Origin of the sequence: Nonomuraea sp. NPDC049695, assembly GCF_040674955.1 — a bacterium.
In the GTDB taxonomy this organism is placed as follows: Bacteria; Actinomycetota; Actinomycetes; order Streptosporangiales; family Streptosporangiaceae; genus Nonomuraea; species Nonomuraea helvata.
Window position 1 is genome coordinate 1 of the sequence record NZ_JBFANV010000119.1, and the last position, 19,486, is coordinate 19,486.

Below are 19,486 nucleotides of genomic sequence, written 5' to 3' on the forward strand. Positions count from 1 at the left end.
TCAGGCCCGGCTGGAACCCTCCAACGGCCCATCATGACCCGAGTCTGAGTCCCCAAACGCCGCCTGGGAAGACCACCAAGATCTTCAGGAGACTCCTAGGGCGTGTCCCGTGGATCTTTAGTGGCGTTTGGTGTAGATCAGTCCAGTGGAAGATCGCCTGAATCGCCATGATCTGACTGATGCCGAGTGGGACGGCTGGAGCCCCTGCTGCCAGCCAACCCGAGGCAGGGCGGCCGGTGGGCAGATCACCGAACGGTGATCAACGGGGTGTTCTTCCGGGTTCGGACCAACATCACCTGGCGTGACCTGCCGCTCTGCTATGGGAACTGGAAGACCGTCTATAACCGGCATCGCCGCTGGTCGATGGACGGCACCTGGGAGAAAATCTTGGACGGGCTGCGGGCCGGATGTGACGAGGCCGAAGGCGAGGACTGGACGGTGAGTGTGGACTCCACCGTGGTGCGTGCCCATCAGCATGCCGCCGGAGCCCGCCGCCGGCCGCCGGCCGATCTCCTGTCAAAGGGGACGGCGTAGATCACAAACCGGTGAAGGGGCGGGAAGCGCTGGGCCGTTCGCGTGGCGGGTTGAGCACGAAGGTGCACCTGGTCGCCGACCGGCGTTGCCGTCCGATAGCCCGGATCATCAGCTCTGGCCAGCATGGCGACAGTCCGTACTTCCGGCGTGTGCTGGAGGGTGTGCGTATCCAGCGCCGCGGGCTGGGCCGTCCTCGCAAACGTCCCGGGCGCGTACTGGCCGACAAGGCATACTCCTCCCGCGCCAACCGTGCCTACCTGCGCCGACGCGGCATCAAGGCGGTTATCCCGATCAAGAAGGATCAGCAGGCCAACCGTCTCAAGCGCGGCAGTAAGGGCGGGCAACCGCCTGGGTTCGACGCCGAGCGGTATAAGGAGCGCAACACCGCCGAGCGGTGCATCAACAAGATGAAGGGCTACCGTGCAATGGCCCTTCGCACCGACAAGCGCGAGCGCATCTACCAGGGCACCGTCGACGTCGCCTCGATCAGGATCTGGCTCCGTGACCCGGTTCAATGACGACACTCCCTAGACGGTAGAGAGGTGGTCGTCGATGAGTGAGAGGACGAGAAGACGTGGATGTGTATGAAGCCGTGGACAGTCGCCGGGCCGTGCGGGCGTTCAGCGATGAGCCCGTGCCCAAAGAAGTACTTGAACGAGTGTTGACCGCAGCCACGCGGGCTCCATCGAGCGGGAACCTCCAACCGTGGCATCTGTACGTTGTGGCCGGTGAGCCCTTGGCCGAACTGAAGAAGCACGCGACGGCCAGGGCACTGGCAGGAGACCCGGGCGATGAGCGGGAGTATCCGATGTACCCGGCAGAACTGACCTCGCCGTATCTGGACCGCTTTTCCGCCGCTGCTGCCCAGCGGTACAAAGCGCTGGGAATCGAGCGCGACGACCCCGACAGGCCCATGAAGATCGCCGCCTTGAACTCGGAGGCGTTCGGGGCGCCGGTCGTACTGTTCTGCTACCTCGACCGGACGATGGGGCCCGGGCAGTGGGGGGACGCGGGGATGTACCTACAGACGGTCATGCTGTTGCTGAGGGCGGAAGGGCTGCACAGCTGCCCCCAGGTAATGTGGACGATGTATCGCAAGACCGTCAGCCGCATAGTCGGAGCCGATGACACGCTCGCACTGTTCTGCGGTGTCTCGGTGGGGTTCGAGAAGGAAGACGTGCCACGGCTGCGTACCGAGCGTGCGGACATGACGGAAACAGTGAGCTTCATCGGAGTGTGACCGTCAGGCGGTCAAGATCTACGAGACAGACCCTAAGGCGAGGGCCGGTAGCTGGGTAAGGCGCTGCCAGGCCAGAACGAAGGCCGGGACCCAGGGCCAGGAGCGTTCGATCCGCACGTGACGGCGCCGGGCGTGGGCAGCCAGTCGGGCGGGCAAGTGATAGAGCCGGTAGCGCATAGTGTCCGGCTCGGCGGGCTCAAGGCCGTCCTGGTCGTGCAGGGTCAGCAGGCGCAGCCAGCAGTCCAGGTCGTGGCCGAGATTGGCAGCCAGTATCCACCTGGAGTTGACGGTCCAGTCCTGGCTGGGCAGATTGCGCAGGCCCATCGCCTTGCCGGCGCGCACCCGGTCCTCGACCACGGCGTGAGCCCGGGCCAGGGCGTCCAGCCACTGCGGGTGGTGCGAGCCGGCGATGCCCCACATGCGGCCGATGTTGGTCGCGATGATCGAGTACTTCCAGCCGGTCCGCTGCTCGAAGGCGGTGAGGTTCTTGCGATGGCGGGCCGAGGGACGAACCCGGCGCACCAGCAGTCGCATTCCCTCCGGCCAGCCGGCACGCTGGTTCAGCCCGGTCAGCTCCGCCACGTGATAGCCCTGCTGCAGGTCGCCGTGCTGATCGAGGGAGTCGGCCCAGGCCGTTTCGGGCAGGCGGGCGATGGCCTGCTCATCGATGCCGGTGATGGTCCAGCCGACCAGATACCGCACGGTGCGGCGGGCGGTGTTCAACGCTTCCAGATGGGTCAGCAGGTCGTGGGTGGCGCCCGCGCCGTCCACCCGCACCAGGATCTTGGCCTGGCCGGCGTTCGGGATCTGGGCGAGGGCGTCGCTCAGCACCCGCAGGTGGTCGGCGACAGTGTTGCTCCCCGCGTTCCCGCTGTGCAGCAGCATCGCCAGTGATTCCTGGGTGTTGGCGCGCCAGCAGGCCAGCGGGTGAAAGCCGTAGGTCTTCTTGAACGTGACCGCTGCCCCGCTCTTGTCGGAGGAGGCGGTGATGATGGTGGCGTCGATGTCGATGACGATCCACCCGCACAGCCGTTAGCCCGCCACCGTCAACCAGGGGAAGCCGCCCGGGCGCAGGTGCAGTAGTCCCCATACCCGGCGCCGTACCCTGGCTCTGGCCTTGGCGACGCGCGCGAGCATCTCCTCGTCCAGACCAGCCAGCGTGCGGTGGGTGGTGGAGTCAGACGGCGCGATCCCGAACAGTGCCGCGTGATGGGTTTGCAGCCGCTTGGCCTCCAGCACGCTCCGCGCACCGCACACGATCGCGGTGGCCAGGCTGACCAGCACATGCGCGCGATCCCGCCAGCTTGTGCTCTGCCCGCCCGGCCACAGCCCGCCGAGTGCTTCTGTCAACCCCACCCGATCGGCGATCTTCTGCAGCAGCACCGCGCCCGCATGCCCGACCAGCCCTTTTCCATCGGCGGTGACAGACAACCGCCGGTCCCACCCGGTACGCTCACTCACCAGAAAGGTGCACCTGCTTCTGCAACGGATATGGCTTCGACACCCGAGTCCTTGCAGTTCAGGGGCACCTTTTCTCATGATCTAGAGACGCAGCTACCGCCTCAGCTGAATACCTGAGGCCAACACGTATTGACTCTGCGTATCCAAGCTTTTACTATCCGTAGAGATTGTATGTATCGGAAGTAAAGGATCGCAATGCGAGTCTCCCGTACCCTCTCGATCGCCATGGCAGGAGCCCTTACGGTTGGCGGCGCGTTTACCGCCCTCCCGTCCGCCGGCGCCGCCACACCCCAATCCCTGCACGGCACCAAATCCGCGCCCATGGCCAGGGCGAATGTCACCGTAATCACGGAAGTGCAGAACGCGATGGACTATCCAGCATGGCTCTATATCGCAGAGAGCAACTCCTGGTTCGGTCCCATTGACGCCCATAGCACAAAATCCAGCGACATTCGAGTTCCATGGGTCGGCAACGCAGAGGAGATATCGAAGAGCATTCGAGTTTGGAAGGATGGCCTTACGTGTCCACCGGACGAAGCTTGCCGCCCACATAAATTCCATCTCTACTACATTTTTCAGGATTACTGGCAGCCGAACGACCAGGTCAAGTACACCAGTACCGGCGTCTACGACTTCGCCCCGCCCGTGCCTGGCTCCAGCACCGGCGGCGGCAATAAGCGCCTCATCATCGCCCTCGACAAGCCACACATGTAGGCAATCCGATGGGCTGGACAGGACGGCGGTGACCTGAAGAGATCTAGGTGGCCGGTGTTAAGAGGGTGACTCGTTTGGCGATCGTTCGTTAGGTCATGCGTGGATGCGTTCCTCCAACGACTGGTTCCTGACGAAGTGTGGGAGCTGTTCCAGCGCGTGGTTCCGCCGGCCCTCCGCCCGCCCGCCGTCCGGGCGTGCGGCCTGGGGGCCGGTCCCGGATGGCGGCGGGATACGGGCCGCGCCGCACGCCACCCCGCCGTACCAGTCGAACGCCCCGACCGGGGTTGCCGCGCCGCCGCACAGATGCAGCCCTACGATCGCCATTGCATGGCTGGACGCCGTACGTGCTCGGGGGCGCTCGACGATCCAGGGTTCGTTCCTCGCCCTGGCTCACCGAGCAGCGTGGTTGATCTCCTGGAGGGCACGATGAGCGGCATGCCGAAGAATCCGCCTGAGTCGATGAAGCATCGCTTGCGTCAGCGCCTGAACGACCATGCTCGTTCGCGCTGGCAGTTGTCCGGGGTCGACGTGCGTTTCCGTGGCGGATTCGCTTATGTCGAGGCGCGTTTGCGCGGTGGTGCCTACGCGCGATTGTGCCGCCTACGCTGTGAAGGTGTCCTGCACACCTGGGGCTTCGCGATTTACCTTCCTGACGAGGGCATCTACCAGGACAGTTTCCTGCCCAGCGGCTACCCTTCAGGCTCACCCGAGGAAGCCCTCGACTGTGCGTGTGCCTTCCAGTTTGCCGACCCCGACGGTCACACCACACCCCCGCTGCCCTCAACGAACCGAAGCGACGCAGGGCTAGGCAGGAACGTCTGATCCACAGGGCCTAGCTTCCCCCGGGGTGTCCGGCGGGCCTGTGCAATATGCGTGCAATGATCTTGCTAGTGGTGACGCTCTGGTATGAAGGAACCGCAGGTCCAGAGCATTGAGTTGAGAGGAACAGACACGAGCTGTAAAACCGTCGGCTCAGCCTACGCAAGTTCGAACCTTGCACCTGCCACACGCAGTAAGCGCAGCTCAGAGGCCCTACAGGGCCTCTTCTGCATTTCAGGGGTGTGCAGCCAGATGCCGCCGTGAGCGGCCCGTTGTCGCAGGTCCCGGAATATGTCCGGAATGGATCTTGGGGCGTTTCCCCTGGTCGGGGGCCTTGATCCGGAGATCTGCGGATCGGGTGGGCGTGGGAAAGTACGGGGAACGGCGAAGGGTCCCGGTGGCGTTCCGGGACCCTTCGGGGTGGTGCTGGGTGATCATGCGAGGGCGTCCTCAATCCGCTTGTTGGCGATCTCCTGTTGGCCGTCGAGGCACTTGGCGTAGGCCCTGAGCAGCACGTCCACACCGTGCCCGGCTCTCTCAGCTACGTCCGGGGCGGGTACGCCCGCGTTGAGCCAGAGGGAGACGGTCGCATGCCTCAGGTCGTACGGCCTGCGAGCCAGGGGAGAGGCAACCTGGGCGGGCGTGAGCGCCAGGGCACGGGCGTCCTGCCAGACCTCGGTGTAGGCGGTCGAGGCCACGACCTTGCCGCGCTCGCTATCTACAAGGTGTGACTTGTCGTCGAGGTCAATCACCATTTCGTCGAGGAAGTCGGCACCGCACTGACGGCACCAGGCCCCCTCCTCCGCGCCATTAACGACGATCTCACCTTCTGAGCCCGGGTAGCCGATATACCACTGTCCGTGAAACATGACCATCAGCTGCGGCCACCGCGGGTCACAGGAACACAGACTGTTCCTAGGCTCACGCGCCCAGGCAAACGGTGGTGGGGCTTCCGGGTCGAGGACGAAGTTGCCCGGATACGTCGCACCACAGTCACCACACCGGGCGGAGAAATCACCTAAGGCGGTAATCAGGCTGCCATGCTCAGATGGTAAACAGGGCACGACATAGCCGTTCATCTCCGTCACGAGCGCAGGAAAGCGGTCCAGAACGCGCCGTCCTCGCTGTCACCGACGGCGAAGCCGATGACTTCGCGGCGGCCGTCTGCGGTGACGCCGGTGGCCACGATAACGGCCTGGGAGACCACCCGCCGGTTCACCCGGGCTTTGCAGTAGGTGGCGTCCAGGAACAGGTAGGGAAACTGCTGGCCTGCCAGGGAGCGATCCCGGAAGGCGGCGACCTCTTCGTCCAGGTCGGCGCAGATGCGCGAGACTTCACTCTTGGAGATGCCGGTGTCGGCGCCGAGGGCTTTGACCAGGTCGTCGACCTTGCGGGTGGACACCCCGTGCAGGTAGGCCTCCATCACCACGGCGAACAGCGCCTGGTCGACCCGGCGGCGGCGTTCCAGCAGCGAGGGGAAGAACGAGCCGGTGCGCAGCTTGGGGATCCGCAGTTCCAGATCCCCGGCGGTGGTGGTGAGGGTGCGCGGCCGGTGCCCGTTGCGCTGCGCCAGCCGGTCCGGGGTGCGCTCGTTCGGGGCGGCGCCGATGACCGCGGTCAGCTCGGCCTCGATGAGGGCTTGGTAGATGGTCACAGCGGCGTGCCGGATCCGCTCGCTCGCCTCGGAGTTCTTCAGTACCGTCAGGATCTCTAACAGGGCAGACTGGTCCAGGGCCATCGTGTGCTTCTCCTCTGCGTGTCACTTGGCGGTTTCACACAGAGACTCACGCGATGGCCCCTTGTCGTTGAAGGCGACGCGCCGTTCAAGGTCGGATCTACACCACTCGACGGGACGTAACCCGCCGAACTCTTGGATGAGTTGGTTCTCGCTCGGCAGCAGGGCGCCCGGCGGGTAGTCCCCTGACTCGATACGCCGCTGAAGAGTGTGCACAAGCTGTGCGTACTTCAGTGGCACGGACTCTAGTGACATCATGACCGTCCAGCACCCGACAAGTTGTTTTACTAAGTTTGACGTGACCGGATCGCCACTGCGTGTCCACGCGGATTGAAGAAGCGACGGCCACACGAACGAACTCCGCAGGTAGACCAGCGCACAACCCCCGGGGAATGGCGACGTGAAATTCCGCTGAACCTGCCTGCCGAGAGAGGAGGCGCGACGAGGCGGGTGGGATGACCGACCGTTCCCCTCCGACCGGGAGCAACCCGCCTCGCCTGCCCCCTGCAGACCTTCACGTTCATGGGGGAAGTCCCAAGCGCCTGCCCCGGACAATTGGGCAGGGGGTGCAGGGACTACGGCGAGTACGGCGGCGGCGCGGCGCCCAGGACGGCGGGTTAATTGGCTACGGCGGGCGCGCTGGGCGGCGTAGGCCCGGGCCGCCGTTGGCCGGGACCGGCCCCCAGGCCGCACGCCCGGGCGGCGGGCGGCAGAGGGCCGAGTGCGGCGGCGCGCCGCGCCGCCGCCCTGATCCCTATGAGAACAATTCGGCAAGCTCTGCGGCGCCACGAACACACCCAACCGCTGCACGTCTGCCACTTCGCCGCCGAGTACCTCGCCAGGGCGGAGTCCTTTCAGGAGTGCCCAGAGCTCGGGATTCTCGGTCGCGGCCAGGGACAGGCCGATCCTTTCCCGTTCCTCATCGACAGCGATCACTTCGGCGGTGATGCGCCGGCCGACCTGAATGACCTCATCCGACCTGCGACACCAGGAGACGTCCAAAGGCCCGATGCCCGCCGATGCCAGATCCAGCCGCCCATCGAGCCTCACTGCAGCCCCGTGAGGACGTCCCACCTGCGTGATTGTCCCTGAGACGATGTCGTCGGCCAGAACCGCCCTCAAGATCTCCACTATGTCTTGATCGTTCGTCGGCCTGTCCACACTGCGCACTTTGTCATAACCGCGGTGATGTCACCCGCCGCAAGCGCTGGGCCATCAGAGGGCCGTTAGGACGGGTGACGAAGGGTCAACCACGGTCACTCAGGACCGGTCCGTTGCCCAGCTCAGCGCCTCATCAGACCGTGATCGATGCAGTTCCCAAGCTGACAGCGCGGGTTCGATTCCTGTCACCCGCTCCACGCGCGAAGCCCAGGCCAGGACGCTGATCCAGGCTCGCACCTTGGTCATTTTTAGGGCTATGTCCATGTCCTGTCGCGAGCGTTCCAACAGGCGGCACATACTGGTAGGGATGAAGTCAGCCAGCGACGCGCCCCGTCGCCACCTGTCCACAAGTCCCTTCAAGCCCCCGCCCCCCGCCCCGCCTGCCGAGCGGTTCAGCGTGAACGACCAAGTGACCCATGATCGGTATGGTCTCGGCGTCGTCATAGCTGTAGAAGACGAGATCGCCGTGTTCGTCGATTTCGGATCGCGGCAGGAACGAATCACCACACCGTTCAACAAGCTGTACAAACTCTGAGACCGCTGCCACGCGGGAAAGCACAAAGCGCGAGCACATCCATGCCAACGTCCAGCTCGGCCGAGCCGGCGTGGACCGTGTGGAGACGTTCCTTCCTCGGCCAGGCCATACGAGCACAGGTATGCCACGAGGAAGCAGAAGCCATGCCCTCGTGCCGGTTGCATGCCCGTCAGAGAGGAGACCAAGAGGGACTCGTAGGGAAGCCGTGGCTACTCGATAGGCGTTGCGGGATATGCATGGGATGATCTCCGTCTTCGGCTGATCCCCGACGCCTCATTCCGCAGATCAGAGGCTGGGCGAAGCCATTGTGTCGATGGGTGCTGTGAGCATGACGGCATGATGGCGACTCCTGACGACTGCTCCTGGTTCTCCCGTGAGCGCTTCCCCGAGCTCGCGGATGCCTACTGCTTCACCTACGTCCGCGGCCTGACGTCTGAGGAACTGGTGGCCCGGCTCGGCGTTCGGGCCGAAGACTGCTCTCGTATGACGCTGGACGAGCTGATCCGGTATTCCTACTCCAGCTTTTGATGAGCAGGAAGCCTTCGGTGCCGTCGCTGTCGGAGACTGGGTACTCCTCGTCGAAGCCAACGGCGGGCTCGGCGTCACAGAAGAGATCATCACGCCGCTGTCGGCGGGCACCCGTCTCGTCTCCCAGTTCTACCTTGAGGTCAAGGGCATGGATTACTTCCACTGGATCGACGACGGAAAGATCCGGTTCGAGTTCCTGCATCAGGAAGGCTACTCCCACTGGATCGAGGACGGAGAGATCCAGCTCATGTTCCCGCACGAGGACGGCTACTCAGAGGAGATGCCGGACGAACTCGCAGAGACCATGGAGCGGATCGGCGGAGCCGAGCCCCACGAAGGGCCGGCGTTCCTCCTGGCCGAGCGCCTCACCGGGATCACGATGACGCCGCAGTCGCTGGAGGACTCCACCTACCTGTGCGGAGGCGTTCCCAGACGTAGGTGAGCAGAACCCACGGTCTGCGCCCTCCAGGTGTATGCCGCGGAGGGTGGGCCACTTCGCGGCAAGCTCCTGCGGGCTCAACGGAGACGCTGTTCTCCGCCGGCATGGCTGAGCAGCCGATGAGGATGAAAAGGCTTTCATGAAGGGTCATCCACTTCTGATCCGCCGGCCGCAGGCCCCACCTCGGAAGCGTCTGCTAGGCCGGAAAGTCGGTGTCCCAGGGGTAGGCGAACCGCTCGGGCGCTACACCCCAATCTTGGAGCAGGGCGAGGAGGTCAGCCTCGTCGGTGGCGACGATGCGCCCAATGTCGTAGTCCCAGCTGTCAAGACGCTCGATGACAATTCGCAGTGTGTCAGCCGGAAGCTGCGCCTCTCGTCGTTACGTGTCCAGCCTTCTCGCTGGGCGGCATCGTCGGCATCAGTTCGCAGTGGGCGGATCTCGATCCATGCCCGATACTGCGGCCGGCCCGCCTCGACTACGGCGACGAGGGACCTGCCAAGGCGAAGCGCGCTTAACTTGTCTGTTGGGAAGACTGCCTCAGCGGTTTGATCCACAGGGTTCAGCGTCTCACGGTGGCGTCCGGGGAACCGTGCAATATATGTGCAATGATCTTGCTGGTGGAGGCGGCCTGACAAGATGGCTGCCGCAGGTCAGAAGCATTGAGGCAGTAGGAACGGTCACGAGCTGTAAATCTGTCGGCTCAGCCTGCGCAAGTTCGAACCTTGCACCTGCCACACGCAGTAAGTGCAGCTCAGAGGCCCTTCGGGGCCTCTTCTGCGTTTCAGGGGTATGCAGCGGGATGCCGCCGTGAGCGGGCTGTTGTCGCTGGTCTACCAATATACGTGCAATGATCTTGAGCGCGTTTCCGCGGAGAGGCGACCTGGGCGGGTGCGAAAGCCGGGAGCCGAGCAGCCTGCCAGACCTCGGTATAGGCGGTTGAGGTCACCGCGGTCAGCAGCTCTTGCGCCTAGCGCGGATTCGCCACGACACGAGGGTCCACTATCTCCGTCGTCTTGAGCGGCTTCCACTTGATCTTGTGCAGCGGATTTGCCGAAAGTTTCTCCAGCTCCACCGCGTACTCCAAGAGAGCGTGGAAGACGGCGCGTTTGCGGGCGATGGTTATGGAGGCCGCTGCCTTGCCGTCAAGGGCGGCGCTCTGCGCCGCCACGCGACCCATGCCCGGCTCGCACGCTGCGTGTGCGGACAGGGGGCCGTTCTCGCGCGCGAGCTTGCGCGGACCGCGTAGTGCGCGAGACCTCCCAGATCCTCATACGGCTCCCGTGGCCGGCGGCGAGTGACGAGTGACCAACTCGCCGATCGGCTCCATATGCCAGTCAGAGATGTAGACGCCTACTTGAATCCGCCGATCGGCGCCAATCTCGTAGACCTTTGGAGGAACCGCCTTGCGTCGATGCCCTTTCGCGTCAATCGGCTCCACAGTGCCTGCGCTGAAGGTCATCACGTCGACTGGGTACAGGCCACCGATGCGCTTGGATTGCACGTCGACGAAGTCGGCCCAATTCACGGTGACCTTGTAGGCATCGCGCTGAGCGATCATCCCGTCCGTCGTGACGGTAAGGGTCCGTCGTCGAACCCTCACCATCACTAATGCCAGGTACGTAATGCTCAGGACCACGGCCACCACGGTGATCGAGTCCGCCGGCAAACCAAGAGCGACAGCTAGGAGGCAGTAAACAAGAGCGAGCACTATGGCACTGACGCCACCAGAGAATAAGGCGAGCGACCAGCGCGGACGATAAGTGATCTGCATGAGCAAACCATATCGACCGAACGGCAACATTCGGTTATCCAGCCTCATTGCCTTCGGCGAAGGCGCTCCAGCTGCGGGATGATCGCCAAAGGTCTAGGACTTCGTTCCTCAGCCCCAGCCCACCGAGCACCGAGGTGACGAAGGGACAGACGGTCCCGTGCCCGTTATAGAAGAGGCCCTTCGCCAGCGGAAACGCGGGGGAAGGGCCTCTCTCGTCGTTGTCCGGCTGTCCGTGGTCATTAACGGCGCTCTACGGCTGCTCGCGTCGTATTCGTGTCGGCGGTCAGGCGGGGATGAACAGCGCCTCGAACGGTGGGTCGCTGACGCCGGTCGTGGCGTGCCCCATTCCTGTGGTGTCGGCGGCGAGTACCAGGTCGCCGGGACCGAAGCGAGGCCGGCTGCCGTCGCTGACCGTCGCCTCGATCATCTCGCGCAGCATCACCACCCACGCTCACGTGGCGCCGGGTCTGCGGTGCTTTGGAACATCCTCCGCGCGGATAATCCTCGTGAAGCGCGTCAATTCACCTTGATGAACTGGTGGTCGGTGCGGATCCGGCCATCGCTGTCCAGGGCGAGGATCTCCAGGCCGCCGCCGACGCCCTGTCCCGTGTGGGTCGACACCATCGTCCACCGGATGCTGAGCACGTTGGGCATCAGGAGGGACGCCTCTTCGGCGCGCTCAAAGACGTGTTCGCCCGACGCGACGAACATCTCGTAGGCACGGGTCACCCTGGCGTTCAAGGCGTCGTGACCCCGGACTTCCAACGGCGGCACCGGAAACGCCAGCGCCGCGGCGGCCTCACGGATCTCCTGCGGCGGGTCGACCAGCACTTGGACCCCGTCAAGCGCCCACACTTCGCGGATGAGCGCGGCCCGCGCCGCCGGATCGGGTTCGTTCCACTGGGCGACATATCGGTCGGCCAATTGCTTGATATGGAGTGGGTTGCTCATGCACAGCATTGTGCAGACCCTCCTGCGATATCGCGATTCCCTGCAGGGAATCGTGCCGCTGCCGATGCCCGATATGAATGGGGGCCAGCTCAAGCCTGGCGAGGCGGCCCGTTCAAGCCCTGATCTCTGTCGTACGGCTGTCACCCATCGGCACCCGGAGAAGGACATCGTCCGTGCCGATGGCGGCCGCTTCTGGCCGTGCAGTGCTGGACAAGCGCCTTCGAACGCTATGTTATCGGCGGGTACCGGTAATGGCTGTCCACCGGTACCGACCCCGTAACTACCTCGCGGGGGGGAGGCGGTTCGCCCTCACAGGGGATCATTTGTCCTCAAACGCCGCGAAAGAGTACAGCTATGGCGATCAAACTCCTGCATGCAGCCCCTGCTACCAGCGACACCGAACAACCCGTCCCACGATGGGCGCTCCGTGCCGCCTACGCGCTTCCCTGGCTGCTGCTCCCCTCGTGCCTGTGGAGATTGCCGTTCGCCTTCCACTTCGAAATGGGCCAGCTCGACAACGCGCCGGTGTCACCGTTGTGGATCACTATCCCCTATGTCTTCGGGCTCAGTGTGCTCACGGAGTTGGTGGCGCTGCTCTGCATCGGTCTGGTGCGCGGCTGGGGCGAGGTGGTCCCGAGCTGGATCCCGGTCATCGGCGGCAGACGTGTGCCGCCCATGGCAGCGGTAGTCCCTGCCGTGGTCGGTGGGCTGCTTTTGACCGCGGTCTCGGTCTGGATGGCGCTCACCTGGATCGGCGTCTCCGGCCGCATGGCGTACGAGAACGGCTGGTGGCAGGCGCTGGCTATGGTGTGCATCACCCCGCTCGCGCTGTGGGGCCCGATAGTTCTCGCCCTGGCCTACGCCTACCACGTGCGCCGTCGCCCCGCCCGCGGTTAGTCCGTCACCTTGTGAAGTCAGGCGGCGAATGTTGGCGCGACTGCGAGACCCGCGCCAATCCGTGTGCCACTCCCGGCAACCGCGTAGCTGGCGGGAAAGTCGTTGGTGAACTCCTCCGAACTTACGTACGCGTTGGTCGGAGGTGGGAACAACTCTCTGCGGCGCGGCGCTTGGTCGGCGGGTCGGGGAGCACGGCGAGCAGGTGTGCGGCGATGCCCCGCGCGGCGCCTGCGCCGTGACCGGCCCCCAGGCCGCAGCGCGGCGCGGGGAGGCCGGCGCGGGGCGTACGGCGGCCGGGCGCTTGCCCGCCGCCCGGGTGTGCGGCCTGGGGGCCGGTCACGGACGGCAGCAGCACCAGGCCGCCACGCCGACCGTCGTGTCCGCCGTCCTGAGCGAACTCGCCGACCTCCGCGCCGCGTCGCCGCAGATGCAGCCCTACGATCGCCTGGTTATGGCTGGTCTCCGGTCGTGGTCGTGGGCTATCTGGTGAGCCGGCGCTTCGTTCCTCAGCGCAGGCTCACCAGATAGCGGTGTCCTCAGATCGCGTGGCCAGGCACGTGCGACCTCGCGCTGAGGTGGAATCCTGATGATCCCGCCCCCTTTCGACCCGGGAACAAGCCAGCAGACCAGGGCCACGAGGCCAAGGTCGTTCCCCCAGTTGGGGGCTCCACCTTGTCCCACGGCCCTGGCCTGCTTCCCCTTCGGGCGGGATGACGGTGGAGGGGATGATCAGCACCAGGAGGTGTGCGGGCGATTCGCCGCTACTTTGGGTCAGACAAATTGGCGCAGTCCGCTCGGAGGCAAGAGATGCGGCGACGTCGAAGCAGCCGGAAATTCCAATCCGGATCAGTCCCGACGGACGCCGAGACGACGGAGACAATGCAGCGCCTCGCTCAGATCTTCGTCGACGGAGCCACGCTTCAGGGATTCTCCGTCGGCTGGGCCTCCGCCTCTGCCTTTCAGCTTGATCCCTACTCCGATGCGTTCATGGCCGGAGAACTCACCCCGACGAGTCGCTGGACCGGCAGGCCAACAAAGCACTACATCCACACCATGGTGATGGGCATGGGCGCGTATCTCGGCGAGCTCATGATCCGCAACGGCGGTGGACGGTGGGCCTATGACATCGACCAGAACAACGCCTGTGTCGATCTGGATAACGGCATACGGACCTGGCCGCACAACAAGGTCTTCAAGCGTCTCACCATCGGATCTGAGCATTCTCTTGCGCCGTACTACCACTACAGCCTCACCCGAGAGGTTCTAGACGGGTCGATCGTGCGCAAATGGACCGACGACACTCCGCCCTCCCACTCGTGATCGAAGGCCATAGGGCCACGTAACCCCACCGTCTGTCAGGTTCGCCGATGCGGCCACTCCCCAAGCTGACAGTGCCCCGGCTGTACAGCCATCGCTGCAGCCAAGAGCACGGACGGCGGCGGACTTCAGCGAACGTCCAAGGACACCAGACGCCCAGTTCAGAGCCTCAGACCTGGATCGAAGCGTCTTCTTTTAATTCGCAGGCTCCGTTGGATCGGTCGATCACTTCAGTGCGGCGGGCGCTGAGCGTGTCCATGGGCGGCCTCGGCGGCACTGCAACTGCTCTCCCCGGGCATTGCCTGTACGCGGGAGGGGCGCCAGACCTCGACGCCCTGCTGGCGGATCCGGGCGAAAAGGCATTCGCCCGGGCGCTCGCGCAGCGCGATGCCAATCACACCATCGATCTCGGCTACGTCCTTACTGATGCGGTCGTCAAGGTCTAGATGGTCGACCGCCTCACGGGCGGCGATCAGGTCGGGGGTCTTGGGGAGGTGCATCTTCAGCCATTCGAAGGCGTTGTTCGGGATCGATGCGGGGGAACGGAAGGCTCGCGGTTCGCCCGTCGGGCAGTCGACCTCGTCCACGCCGGTGTCGGAATAGGAGATCGAGATCACGAAGCATACGGATGTCACCGGGTAGGTGCTCGGGGACGGGCCATGGGTCGCTTCGTAGGAGCGGGTGGCTCCTTTCACCGGTTGCGGCCGGCCGTCTGCGCCGACCCGGCTGGTGGCGCGGATCCGCAGCAGAACACGCCCCTGATCGGTGGTGCTGTACCTGGTGCCTGTCACGGAGTACACGTCGACATCTTCGTCACGGGAGAGCACCCAGCCGACGTCCTCGGCGTTCCAGTCGAGGCCGCGGCCGAGTTGCTCGGCGATCTGGTCGGCGTGGGCGCGGGCGGCGCGCGTAGCGGGATCCTCAGCGCAGGCGCTGAGAGCGAGAAGAGCGGCCAGGAACAACGGGGGGAGTCGGCGCACTCTTTGTCTTTATCGCACCGCGGCGGCAGGGCCAGTCGGCGTGCTCGAAAGGTGACCTTGTGAGATCGCTGGGGGAATCCTGCGACCTGGAGCGGGTTCACGCAGGCGTTGAGTCAGGCGGAGCTGCACGCATGCCGGAGGTCGTACGGCCGCTCCCAGCCACCGTCCGCTTACCAGGTCACCGGCAGGGAGTGCACGCCGTACACGGCGCTGAAGCGGCGGAAGTCGACCTGCTCATCCGGGTCGGCCAGGGCGAGGCCGGGGAAGCGCTGGAGCAGGGCGGGGGAGAGCGATGCGCATCTCCATGCGCGCCAGCGGCGCCCCCAGACAGTGATGTACGCCGTGGCCGAAGGCGACATGGCCTGCGGCTCCCCTGACGATGTCGAGGGTGTCGGGATCGTCGATGAGGGCGCGGTCGCGGTTGGCAGCGGGCAGTGAGCAGATCACGAGCGAGCCCGCTGGGATGGCTTGCCCGGCGATTTCCACCTCGGTCGTGGTCGTGCGCGGCGGCAGCGTTTGCACGACGGTCAGCCAGCGCAGCAGTTCCTCGATGGCGGGCTCGATCCGTGCGGGGTCGTCGCGGATCATGGCGAGCTGGTCCGGGTGTCGCAGCAGGGCCAGGGTGCCTAGGGCGAGCATGTTGGAGGTCGTCTCGTGGCCGGCCAGCAGCAGCAGTCCGGCGATGCCGATGAGCTCGTCGGTGCTGAGGTCGTCGCCGTGCTCGCGTACCAGCATGCCGAGCATGTCCTCGCTCGGGTCGGCCTGTGCGCGGGGCGCCACCAGGTCGGCCGGCTTGCCGGCCTTCTCCAGATCGTCCAGCGCAGCCTGGACGATCTCGGTGATCCGCGGCTCGAGCCTGCGCATCCGGCGTACGGTGAACTCCGGGGTGAGCATCCGGCGCAACCGCGTGTGCTCCGGCGGGTCGAACCCGATCAGCTGTCCGGCCCGCAGCGTGGTCTCCTCGTCCTCGTCCTCGTTCACCTCACCGGATCCCGGGAACGGCGAGCGGGCACTGCTGAACCGCGCGGCATCCGACAGCACCCGGCGAACATCCTCATAACGACAGACCAGGTACGCGGGCGGGCCGAACGGCGTATCCACCCGCACCACACCGTTGCCGTCTCGGGCCTGGGCCAGCTCCTCGACCGGGTCGAACCCGTTCCGCCGCATCTGCAGTGGCGGCAATTCCGGCGCTTGCGTCATCTTCTGTCCATCTCCATTCATGATCTTGCCTATGAACGCGCCGTCCACGACCGGAGCTTGTCGGGGTTACGTACCGCCCAGATGTGCTTGATCCGGTCACCCTCGACATCGAACGCCACCACCGTCACGATGACGCCGTCCTGCTGGGCCACCAGGCCGGGCCTACCGTTGACCGTGCGCTCCAGGACCGTCAGGTCGCGTTGCTTGCCGGCGAGGTTGACCAGCGAACGCACGATCTGCGCGGCGCCTTCGATCGGACGGAGCATGGTGCCGACGCGGCCGCCGCCGTCAGCGATCACCGTGGCGTCGGGGTCGAGGAGAGCGATGAGGGCGTCGATGTCCTTGGCCTCCCATGCCTGCTTGAACTCCCTGACGATGCGGGCCTGCCGTACCGCCGGAGTCGCGGGAACCTGCGCCGCGCCGATGCGGCGGCGGGCCGAGAAGGCCAGCTGGCGACATGCCGCGGACGTACGGCCGACGATCTCGGCCACTTCGGCGAAGGCGAAGCCGAAGACGTCGTGCAGGATGAACGCGACGCGCTCGGCCGGGGTCATCGACTCGAACACGACGAGGAAGTTCCGGCGTCTCGTGATGCGTTGTTTGCAGGCGGCGCGTTCCGTGGGCGGGGAATGACACTGGTCGATAATGCGACGAGCGGCCGCAGTTCTGACGTCGACGCTTTAGAACCGGAACCGCACGATGCGGGTGGACCGTTTCATGCCCGGCAGCAGGTTCATGAGGCGGTACATGCGGCGTACGTTCGCGGGTGCCTTGGCCATCAGCACCGGTGAGTCGTACATCGGCGCCTCGTCGACGTATTCGAGCCGCGGGTGCCAATCGGCCAGCGCAGCCGGGTCGTTGAAGCCGCAGTGGAACCGGGCGTCGTATTTGCGCAGCGTGGGGTCCCATTTCGAGGTTCGCCACGCCCAGACCGGCACCGTGTCGAACTGTATTTGGCCGGTGGGGAAGGCGTCGACAACGCTGGTCAGCAGTCGCCGGACGTCAGTCTCGGTCAGGTAGGGCACCAGTCCCTCGGCGATCATCAGCACCGGTCGGCCGCGGGGGATGCGTTCCAGCCAGGTCAGGTCGGTAACGCTGGAGTCGATCAGGGTGTAGTGCTCGCGCGGCGGCAGGAATTGTCGCCGCAGTCCGATGACGGATGGGTAGTCCAGGTCGTACCAGTCGACGGTGGCGGGCGGGTCGATCCGGTATGCCCGAGCGTCGAGGCCGCAGCCCAGGTGTAGCACCACCGCGTCGGGGTGGTCGGCGAGGAAGCTTCGGGCCCAGTCATCGTGGGCCTTGGCGCGTACCACGGCGGCGAGGCCTATCTGGCTGGTGCCGAATCTGCGGTTGTCGTAGTCGGGGTCGAGGCGGCGCATCGCCTGCTCAGCGTACTCATCGCCGAGGATCGGGTCCGGCAGTCGGTTGTCCAGTGCTTTGGCCCTGAGAACGGGGCTGAGGGTCTTCTGCACTCCGACGAGTTCAGCATCCTTCACAGCAGCGACGCTACTCTCATTTCACGAATTTTGTGAAGTTTGTGCATCATCCTAAACTGGTGAGTCCGCGACGAGGAGGGGAGCTTCGGTGACGCGAGCGGACGAGGGCGCCATCGCCGTCTTCCGGGAACGGTTCGCGCAGATCATGGTCGAATACGGGATGCCCCGGATGGCCTCGCGCGTGTACGCCGCGCTGCTGGTCACCGACTCCGGCAAGCTGTCGGCCGCCGAACTCGCCGAGCGACTGGAGGTCGGACCGTCGGCGATCTCGGGGGCGGTCAAATACCTGGTGCAGGTGCGGTTGGTCGAACGCGGCCGCGAACCCGGTACCCGGCACGACTTCTGCCGGATCCACGAGCACACCTGGAGCCACTTCGTCAGCCAGTCCGACCCGATGCTGGCCCGCGTGCAGGTCGGCGCCGACGAGGGCACCGCGCTGCTGGGTCTCGACTCCCCCGCCGGGCGGCGGCTGGACGAGACCAGCCGGTTCTTCGCGTTCATACGCGAGGAGATCAACCGGTCGATGGCGAAGTGGCGGCAGCTCCAGGAGGCCGAACGCGGGGCCGGCTAGACGGCGGGAACCGCGGTGATGGGCCTCTCGTGTTGATCAGCCGTGAGTGCCCTGATTCAGTCTGAGGCCCCCGCCGGAGGTTGCTTGAAGCGCATCCCATGAAGAGGTGGCGGCGGCGTGGCCGGCTACGACCTCCAAGGCCCGCGATCAGCCATGGGTATCCAGCCCTGTGCGATCGAGCGCTGCTCGGATCTGGCTGAGCCACTCTGTGCCGAGCTGGCGCCCGTTCGGGAGTTGGTCGCCTTGATCCCAGCGCCACGTTGTGATCATCGCCAGTACGAGGATCCGGCACTCGCGCAGCAACTCTTGATTGACACCCGGATAGTGCTCGCCGACTTCTTCTGGCGCATGGGCGAGGTCGAATTCGACAGGCCCGCGGCAACACGTCTCGAGATCTATGAACAGCAGCCCGTTCCTCGTGGTGAGCACGTTGCCTGGGTGCGGCTCGCCGTGCAGCAGCTGCTCGGCGCCGCCGCGCTCGCCGATCGCTCGCCTCATGCTTCGTAACGTGTCGCCGAGCAGCTCCCGGTCCGCGTCGGCGAGCTCCGGAGTACGGTCGCGGCTCGCCACGAGTTGTTGGGCCTGCTCGACTCGATCCGTGAAGTGCGGCGTCGGGACATCGAGCTTGCGCATGCCGGCATGCAACTGCTCGAGTGCATGGGCGTAGTCGGCCGGTGGGACCTCTCCATGTGTCACGGGTTCGTAGTAGGTCCACAGCGTGACCACGAAGCCATCACGCTCATAGGCGCGTGGCTCCACTCGAGGCTCGAGAGCAGCCACCGGGCTCCCGGATTCGGCGAGTCGTTGAGCAAGCTCGATCTCGAACTGTGCGACCTGCTGCGCTACAGGTGCCACCCGGGCCAGGACGTCACAAGGCAGCAGACGCAGGGTGAGCTTGTTGGAGTCATGAAGGACGATCGCGTCGTCGACCGTCAGGCCAAGTGACGAGGCAATCGACATGGCCGCAGCCACCGCACGCGGGACCTCTGAGGCCTGCATCGTCGCCTGGCCTCCTCCCTTGAGCGCTCCCATACTCTCCAAGCGGTGCAACCTGGGCACCATACCAAGTTGTCGATAGAGAGCCGCGGTAGCGCGACCGAATCGGCGATCTTGCACCCCTTCGGCTGCTCAGC

Annotated in this window: 24 protein-coding genes and 2 pseudogenes; 11 read left to right on the plus strand and 15 right to left on the minus strand. The window is 65.3% G+C overall.

Annotation, left to right across the window (positions count from 1 at the left end):
- The first annotated feature begins 157 nt into the window (after nt 1-157).
- Both AB0J64_RS50860 and AB0J64_RS50865 read left to right on the plus strand, forming a co-directional pair.
- A pseudogene (locus AB0J64_RS50860) lies at nt 158-1,052 on the plus strand (IS5 family transposase).
- 56 nt (nt 1,053-1,108) lie between these two features.
- Nucleotides 1,109-1,774 carry a nitroreductase gene (locus AB0J64_RS50865; protein ID WP_364044503.1) on the plus strand — a complete coding sequence of 222 codons (666 nt, stop codon included), beginning with the start codon at nt 1,109-1,111 and terminating at the stop codon, nt 1,772-1,774.
- A gap of 18 nt (nt 1,775-1,792) precedes the next feature.
- Here AB0J64_RS50865 and AB0J64_RS50870 read toward each other — a convergent pair whose 3' ends face one another.
- Together AB0J64_RS50870 and AB0J64_RS50875 are read right to left on the minus strand one after the other, a co-directional pair.
- Entirely contained in the window at nt 1,793-2,803 is a 1,011-nt protein-coding gene (locus AB0J64_RS50870; protein WP_364044588.1) for an IS1380 family transposase, read from the minus strand.
- Nucleotides 2,804-2,806: 3 nt separating this feature from the next.
- Nucleotides 2,807-3,235, minus strand: a complete 429-nt coding sequence (locus tag AB0J64_RS50875) for a hypothetical protein (RefSeq protein ID WP_364044506.1) — start codon at nt 3,233-3,235, stop codon at nt 2,807-2,809.
- A gap of 195 nt (nt 3,236-3,430) precedes the next feature.
- Here AB0J64_RS50875 and AB0J64_RS50880 point away from each other — a divergent pair, with 195 nt between their 5' ends.
- Nucleotides 3,431-3,949, plus strand: a complete 519-nt coding sequence (locus tag AB0J64_RS50880) for a hypothetical protein (protein WP_364044509.1) — start codon at nt 3,431-3,433, stop codon at nt 3,947-3,949.
- A 93-nt stretch (nt 3,950-4,042) separates the two neighbouring features.
- Here the strand turns inward: AB0J64_RS50880 and AB0J64_RS50885 are convergent, their stop codons facing one another.
- Nucleotides 4,043-4,273 carry a hypothetical protein gene (locus tag AB0J64_RS50885; protein ID WP_364044512.1) on the minus strand — a complete coding sequence of 77 codons (231 nt, stop codon included), beginning with the start codon at nt 4,271-4,273 and terminating at the stop codon, nt 4,043-4,045.
- A gap of 111 nt (nt 4,274-4,384) precedes the next feature.
- Here AB0J64_RS50885 and AB0J64_RS50890 point away from each other — a divergent pair, with 111 nt between their 5' ends.
- Nucleotides 4,385-4,771, plus strand: coding sequence for a hypothetical protein (locus AB0J64_RS50890; protein WP_364044515.1), 387 nt, complete (start codon nt 4,385-4,387; stop codon nt 4,769-4,771).
- A gap of 431 nt (nt 4,772-5,202) precedes the next feature.
- Here AB0J64_RS50890 and AB0J64_RS50895 read toward each other — a convergent pair whose 3' ends face one another.
- From AB0J64_RS50895 to AB0J64_RS50905, 3 genes and pseudogenes are all read right to left on the minus strand, one after another.
- Nucleotides 5,203-5,856: a hypothetical protein gene (locus AB0J64_RS50895; protein WP_364044518.1), complete on the minus strand. Its 654-nt coding sequence runs from the start codon at nt 5,854-5,856 to the stop codon at nt 5,203-5,205.
- Nucleotides 5,857-5,858: 2 nt separating this feature from the next.
- A pseudogene (locus tag AB0J64_RS50900) lies at nt 5,859-6,506 on the minus strand (IS256 family transposase); the annotation flags it as partial.
- A 21-nt stretch (nt 6,507-6,527) separates the two neighbouring features.
- Entirely contained in the window at nt 6,528-7,673 is a 1,146-nt protein-coding gene (locus AB0J64_RS50905; RefSeq protein WP_364044521.1) for a S1 RNA-binding domain-containing protein, read from the minus strand.
- Nucleotides 7,674-7,971: 298 nt separating this feature from the next.
- On the opposite strand from AB0J64_RS50905, the gene AB0J64_RS50910 reads away from it, so the two are divergent.
- From AB0J64_RS50910 to AB0J64_RS50920, 3 genes are all read left to right on the plus strand, one after another.
- Entirely contained in the window at nt 7,972-8,199 is a 228-nt protein-coding gene (locus AB0J64_RS50910) for a hypothetical protein (RefSeq protein ID WP_364044524.1), read from the plus strand.
- Nucleotides 8,200-8,535: 336 nt separating this feature from the next.
- Nucleotides 8,536-8,727, plus strand: a complete 192-nt coding sequence (locus tag AB0J64_RS50915) for a DUF6461 domain-containing protein (RefSeq protein ID WP_364044527.1) — start codon at nt 8,536-8,538, stop codon at nt 8,725-8,727.
- On the plus strand, nt 8,708-9,169 hold the full coding sequence (locus tag AB0J64_RS50920; protein ID WP_364044591.1) for a DUF6461 domain-containing protein: 462 nt from the start codon (nt 8,708-8,710) through the stop codon (nt 9,167-9,169). Before AB0J64_RS50915 ends, AB0J64_RS50920 begins: the two co-directional genes overlap by 20 nt.
- Before the next feature lie 965 nt (nt 9,170-10,134).
- Here the strand turns inward: AB0J64_RS50920 and AB0J64_RS50925 are convergent.
- The 4 genes from AB0J64_RS50925 to AB0J64_RS50940 form a co-directional block, all read right to left on the minus strand.
- Nucleotides 10,135-10,335, minus strand: coding sequence for a hypothetical protein (locus tag AB0J64_RS50925; RefSeq protein WP_364044530.1), 201 nt, complete (start codon nt 10,333-10,335; stop codon nt 10,135-10,137).
- A 99-nt stretch (nt 10,336-10,434) separates the two neighbouring features.
- A complete protein-coding gene (locus AB0J64_RS50930; protein WP_364044533.1) occupies nt 10,435-10,938 on the minus strand; it encodes a hypothetical protein in 504 nt (167 codons plus the stop codon).
- Between the two features lie 283 nt (nt 10,939-11,221).
- A complete protein-coding gene (locus AB0J64_RS50935; RefSeq protein ID WP_364044536.1) occupies nt 11,222-11,377 on the minus strand; it encodes a hypothetical protein in 156 nt (51 codons plus the stop codon).
- Between the two features lie 77 nt (nt 11,378-11,454).
- Nucleotides 11,455-11,889, minus strand: coding sequence for a hypothetical protein (locus AB0J64_RS50940; RefSeq protein ID WP_364044539.1), 435 nt, complete (start codon nt 11,887-11,889; stop codon nt 11,455-11,457).
- 354 nt (nt 11,890-12,243) lie between these two features.
- On the opposite strand from AB0J64_RS50940, the gene AB0J64_RS50945 reads away from it, so the two are divergent.
- From AB0J64_RS50945 to AB0J64_RS50955, 3 genes are all read left to right on the plus strand, one after another.
- Entirely contained in the window at nt 12,244-12,786 is a 543-nt protein-coding gene (locus tag AB0J64_RS50945; protein WP_364044542.1) for a hypothetical protein, read from the plus strand.
- Nucleotides 12,787-12,928: 142 nt separating this feature from the next.
- Nucleotides 12,929-13,276 (plus strand): hypothetical protein, encoded by a 348-nt coding sequence (locus AB0J64_RS50950; protein ID WP_364044545.1) that lies wholly within the window; start codon nt 12,929-12,931, stop codon nt 13,274-13,276.
- Nucleotides 13,277-13,665: 389 nt separating this feature from the next.
- The gene (locus AB0J64_RS50955) at nt 13,666-14,106 is read left to right on the plus strand and encodes a hypothetical protein (RefSeq protein WP_364044548.1); all 441 of its coding nucleotides are present in this window, start codon (nt 13,666-13,668) and stop codon (nt 14,104-14,106) included.
- A 227-nt stretch (nt 14,107-14,333) separates the two neighbouring features.
- Here the strand turns inward: AB0J64_RS50955 and AB0J64_RS50960 are convergent, their stop codons facing one another.
- The 4 genes from AB0J64_RS50960 to AB0J64_RS50975 all read right to left on the minus strand — a co-directional run bounded on the left by AB0J64_RS50960 (nt 14,334) and on the right by AB0J64_RS50975 (nt 17,782).
- On the minus strand, nt 14,334-15,065 hold the full coding sequence (locus AB0J64_RS50960; protein WP_364044551.1) for a hypothetical protein: 732 nt from the start codon (nt 15,063-15,065) through the stop codon (nt 14,334-14,336).
- 252 nt (nt 15,066-15,317) lie between these two features.
- Nucleotides 15,318-16,286: a cytochrome P450 gene (locus AB0J64_RS50965; RefSeq protein WP_364044554.1), complete on the minus strand. Its 969-nt coding sequence runs from the start codon at nt 16,284-16,286 to the stop codon at nt 15,318-15,320.
- Between the two features lie 29 nt (nt 16,287-16,315).
- Nucleotides 16,316-16,852, minus strand: a complete 537-nt coding sequence (locus AB0J64_RS50970; protein ID WP_364044557.1) for a sigma factor-like helix-turn-helix DNA-binding protein — start codon at nt 16,850-16,852, stop codon at nt 16,316-16,318.
- Between the two features lie 114 nt (nt 16,853-16,966).
- On the minus strand, nt 16,967-17,782 hold the full coding sequence (locus AB0J64_RS50975) for a class I SAM-dependent methyltransferase (RefSeq protein WP_364044559.1): 816 nt from the start codon (nt 17,780-17,782) through the stop codon (nt 16,967-16,969).
- An 88-nt stretch (nt 17,783-17,870) separates the two neighbouring features.
- Here AB0J64_RS50975 and AB0J64_RS50980 point away from each other — a divergent pair, with 88 nt between their 5' ends.
- A complete protein-coding gene (locus AB0J64_RS50980; RefSeq protein WP_364044562.1) occupies nt 17,871-18,353 on the plus strand; it encodes a MarR family transcriptional regulator in 483 nt (160 codons plus the stop codon).
- A 147-nt stretch (nt 18,354-18,500) separates the two neighbouring features.
- On the opposite strand, the gene AB0J64_RS50985 is transcribed toward AB0J64_RS50980, so the two are convergent.
- Nucleotides 18,501-19,385 carry an aminoglycoside phosphotransferase family protein gene (locus tag AB0J64_RS50985; RefSeq protein WP_364044565.1) on the minus strand — a complete coding sequence of 295 codons (885 nt, stop codon included), beginning with the start codon at nt 19,383-19,385 and terminating at the stop codon, nt 18,501-18,503.
- Between the last annotated feature and the right edge of the window lie 101 nt (nt 19,386-19,486).

Bases quoted from the DNA above. Each gene is read 5' to 3' on its own strand.
- AB0J64_RS50880 (WP_364044509.1), top strand. From the start codon at position 3,431: ATGCGAGTCTCCCGTACCCTCTCGATCGCCATGGCAGGAGCCCTTACG.
- AB0J64_RS50885 (WP_364044512.1), bottom strand. From the start codon at position 4,273: ATGGCGATCGTAGGGCTGCATCTGTGCGGCGGCGCGGCAACCCCGGTC.
- AB0J64_RS50890 (WP_364044515.1), top strand. From the start codon at position 4,385: ATGCCGAAGAATCCGCCTGAGTCGATGAAGCATCGCTTGCGTCAGCGC.
- AB0J64_RS50910 (WP_364044524.1), top strand. From the start codon at position 7,972: ATGAAGTCAGCCAGCGACGCGCCCCGTCGCCACCTGTCCACAAGTCCC.
- AB0J64_RS50915 (WP_364044527.1), top strand. From the start codon at position 8,536: ATGATGGCGACTCCTGACGACTGCTCCTGGTTCTCCCGTGAGCGCTTC.
- AB0J64_RS50930 (WP_364044533.1), bottom strand. From the start codon at position 10,938: ATGCAGATCACTTATCGTCCGCGCTGGTCGCTCGCCTTATTCTCTGGT.
- AB0J64_RS50935 (WP_364044536.1), bottom strand. From the start codon at position 11,377: ATGCTGCGCGAGATGATCGAGGCGACGGTCAGCGACGGCAGCCGGCCT.
- AB0J64_RS50940 (WP_364044539.1), bottom strand. From the start codon at position 11,889: ATGAGCAACCCACTCCATATCAAGCAATTGGCCGACCGATATGTCGCC.
- AB0J64_RS50945 (WP_364044542.1), top strand. From the start codon at position 12,244: ATGGCGATCAAACTCCTGCATGCAGCCCCTGCTACCAGCGACACCGAA.
- AB0J64_RS50955 (WP_364044548.1), top strand. From the start codon at position 13,666: ATGCAGCGCCTCGCTCAGATCTTCGTCGACGGAGCCACGCTTCAGGGA.
- AB0J64_RS50965 (WP_364044554.1), bottom strand. From the start codon at position 16,286: ATGACGCAAGCGCCGGAATTGCCGCCACTGCAGATGCGGCGGAACGGG.
- AB0J64_RS50985 (WP_364044565.1), bottom strand. From the start codon at position 19,385: ATGGGAGCGCTCAAGGGAGGAGGCCAGGCGACGATGCAGGCCTCAGAG.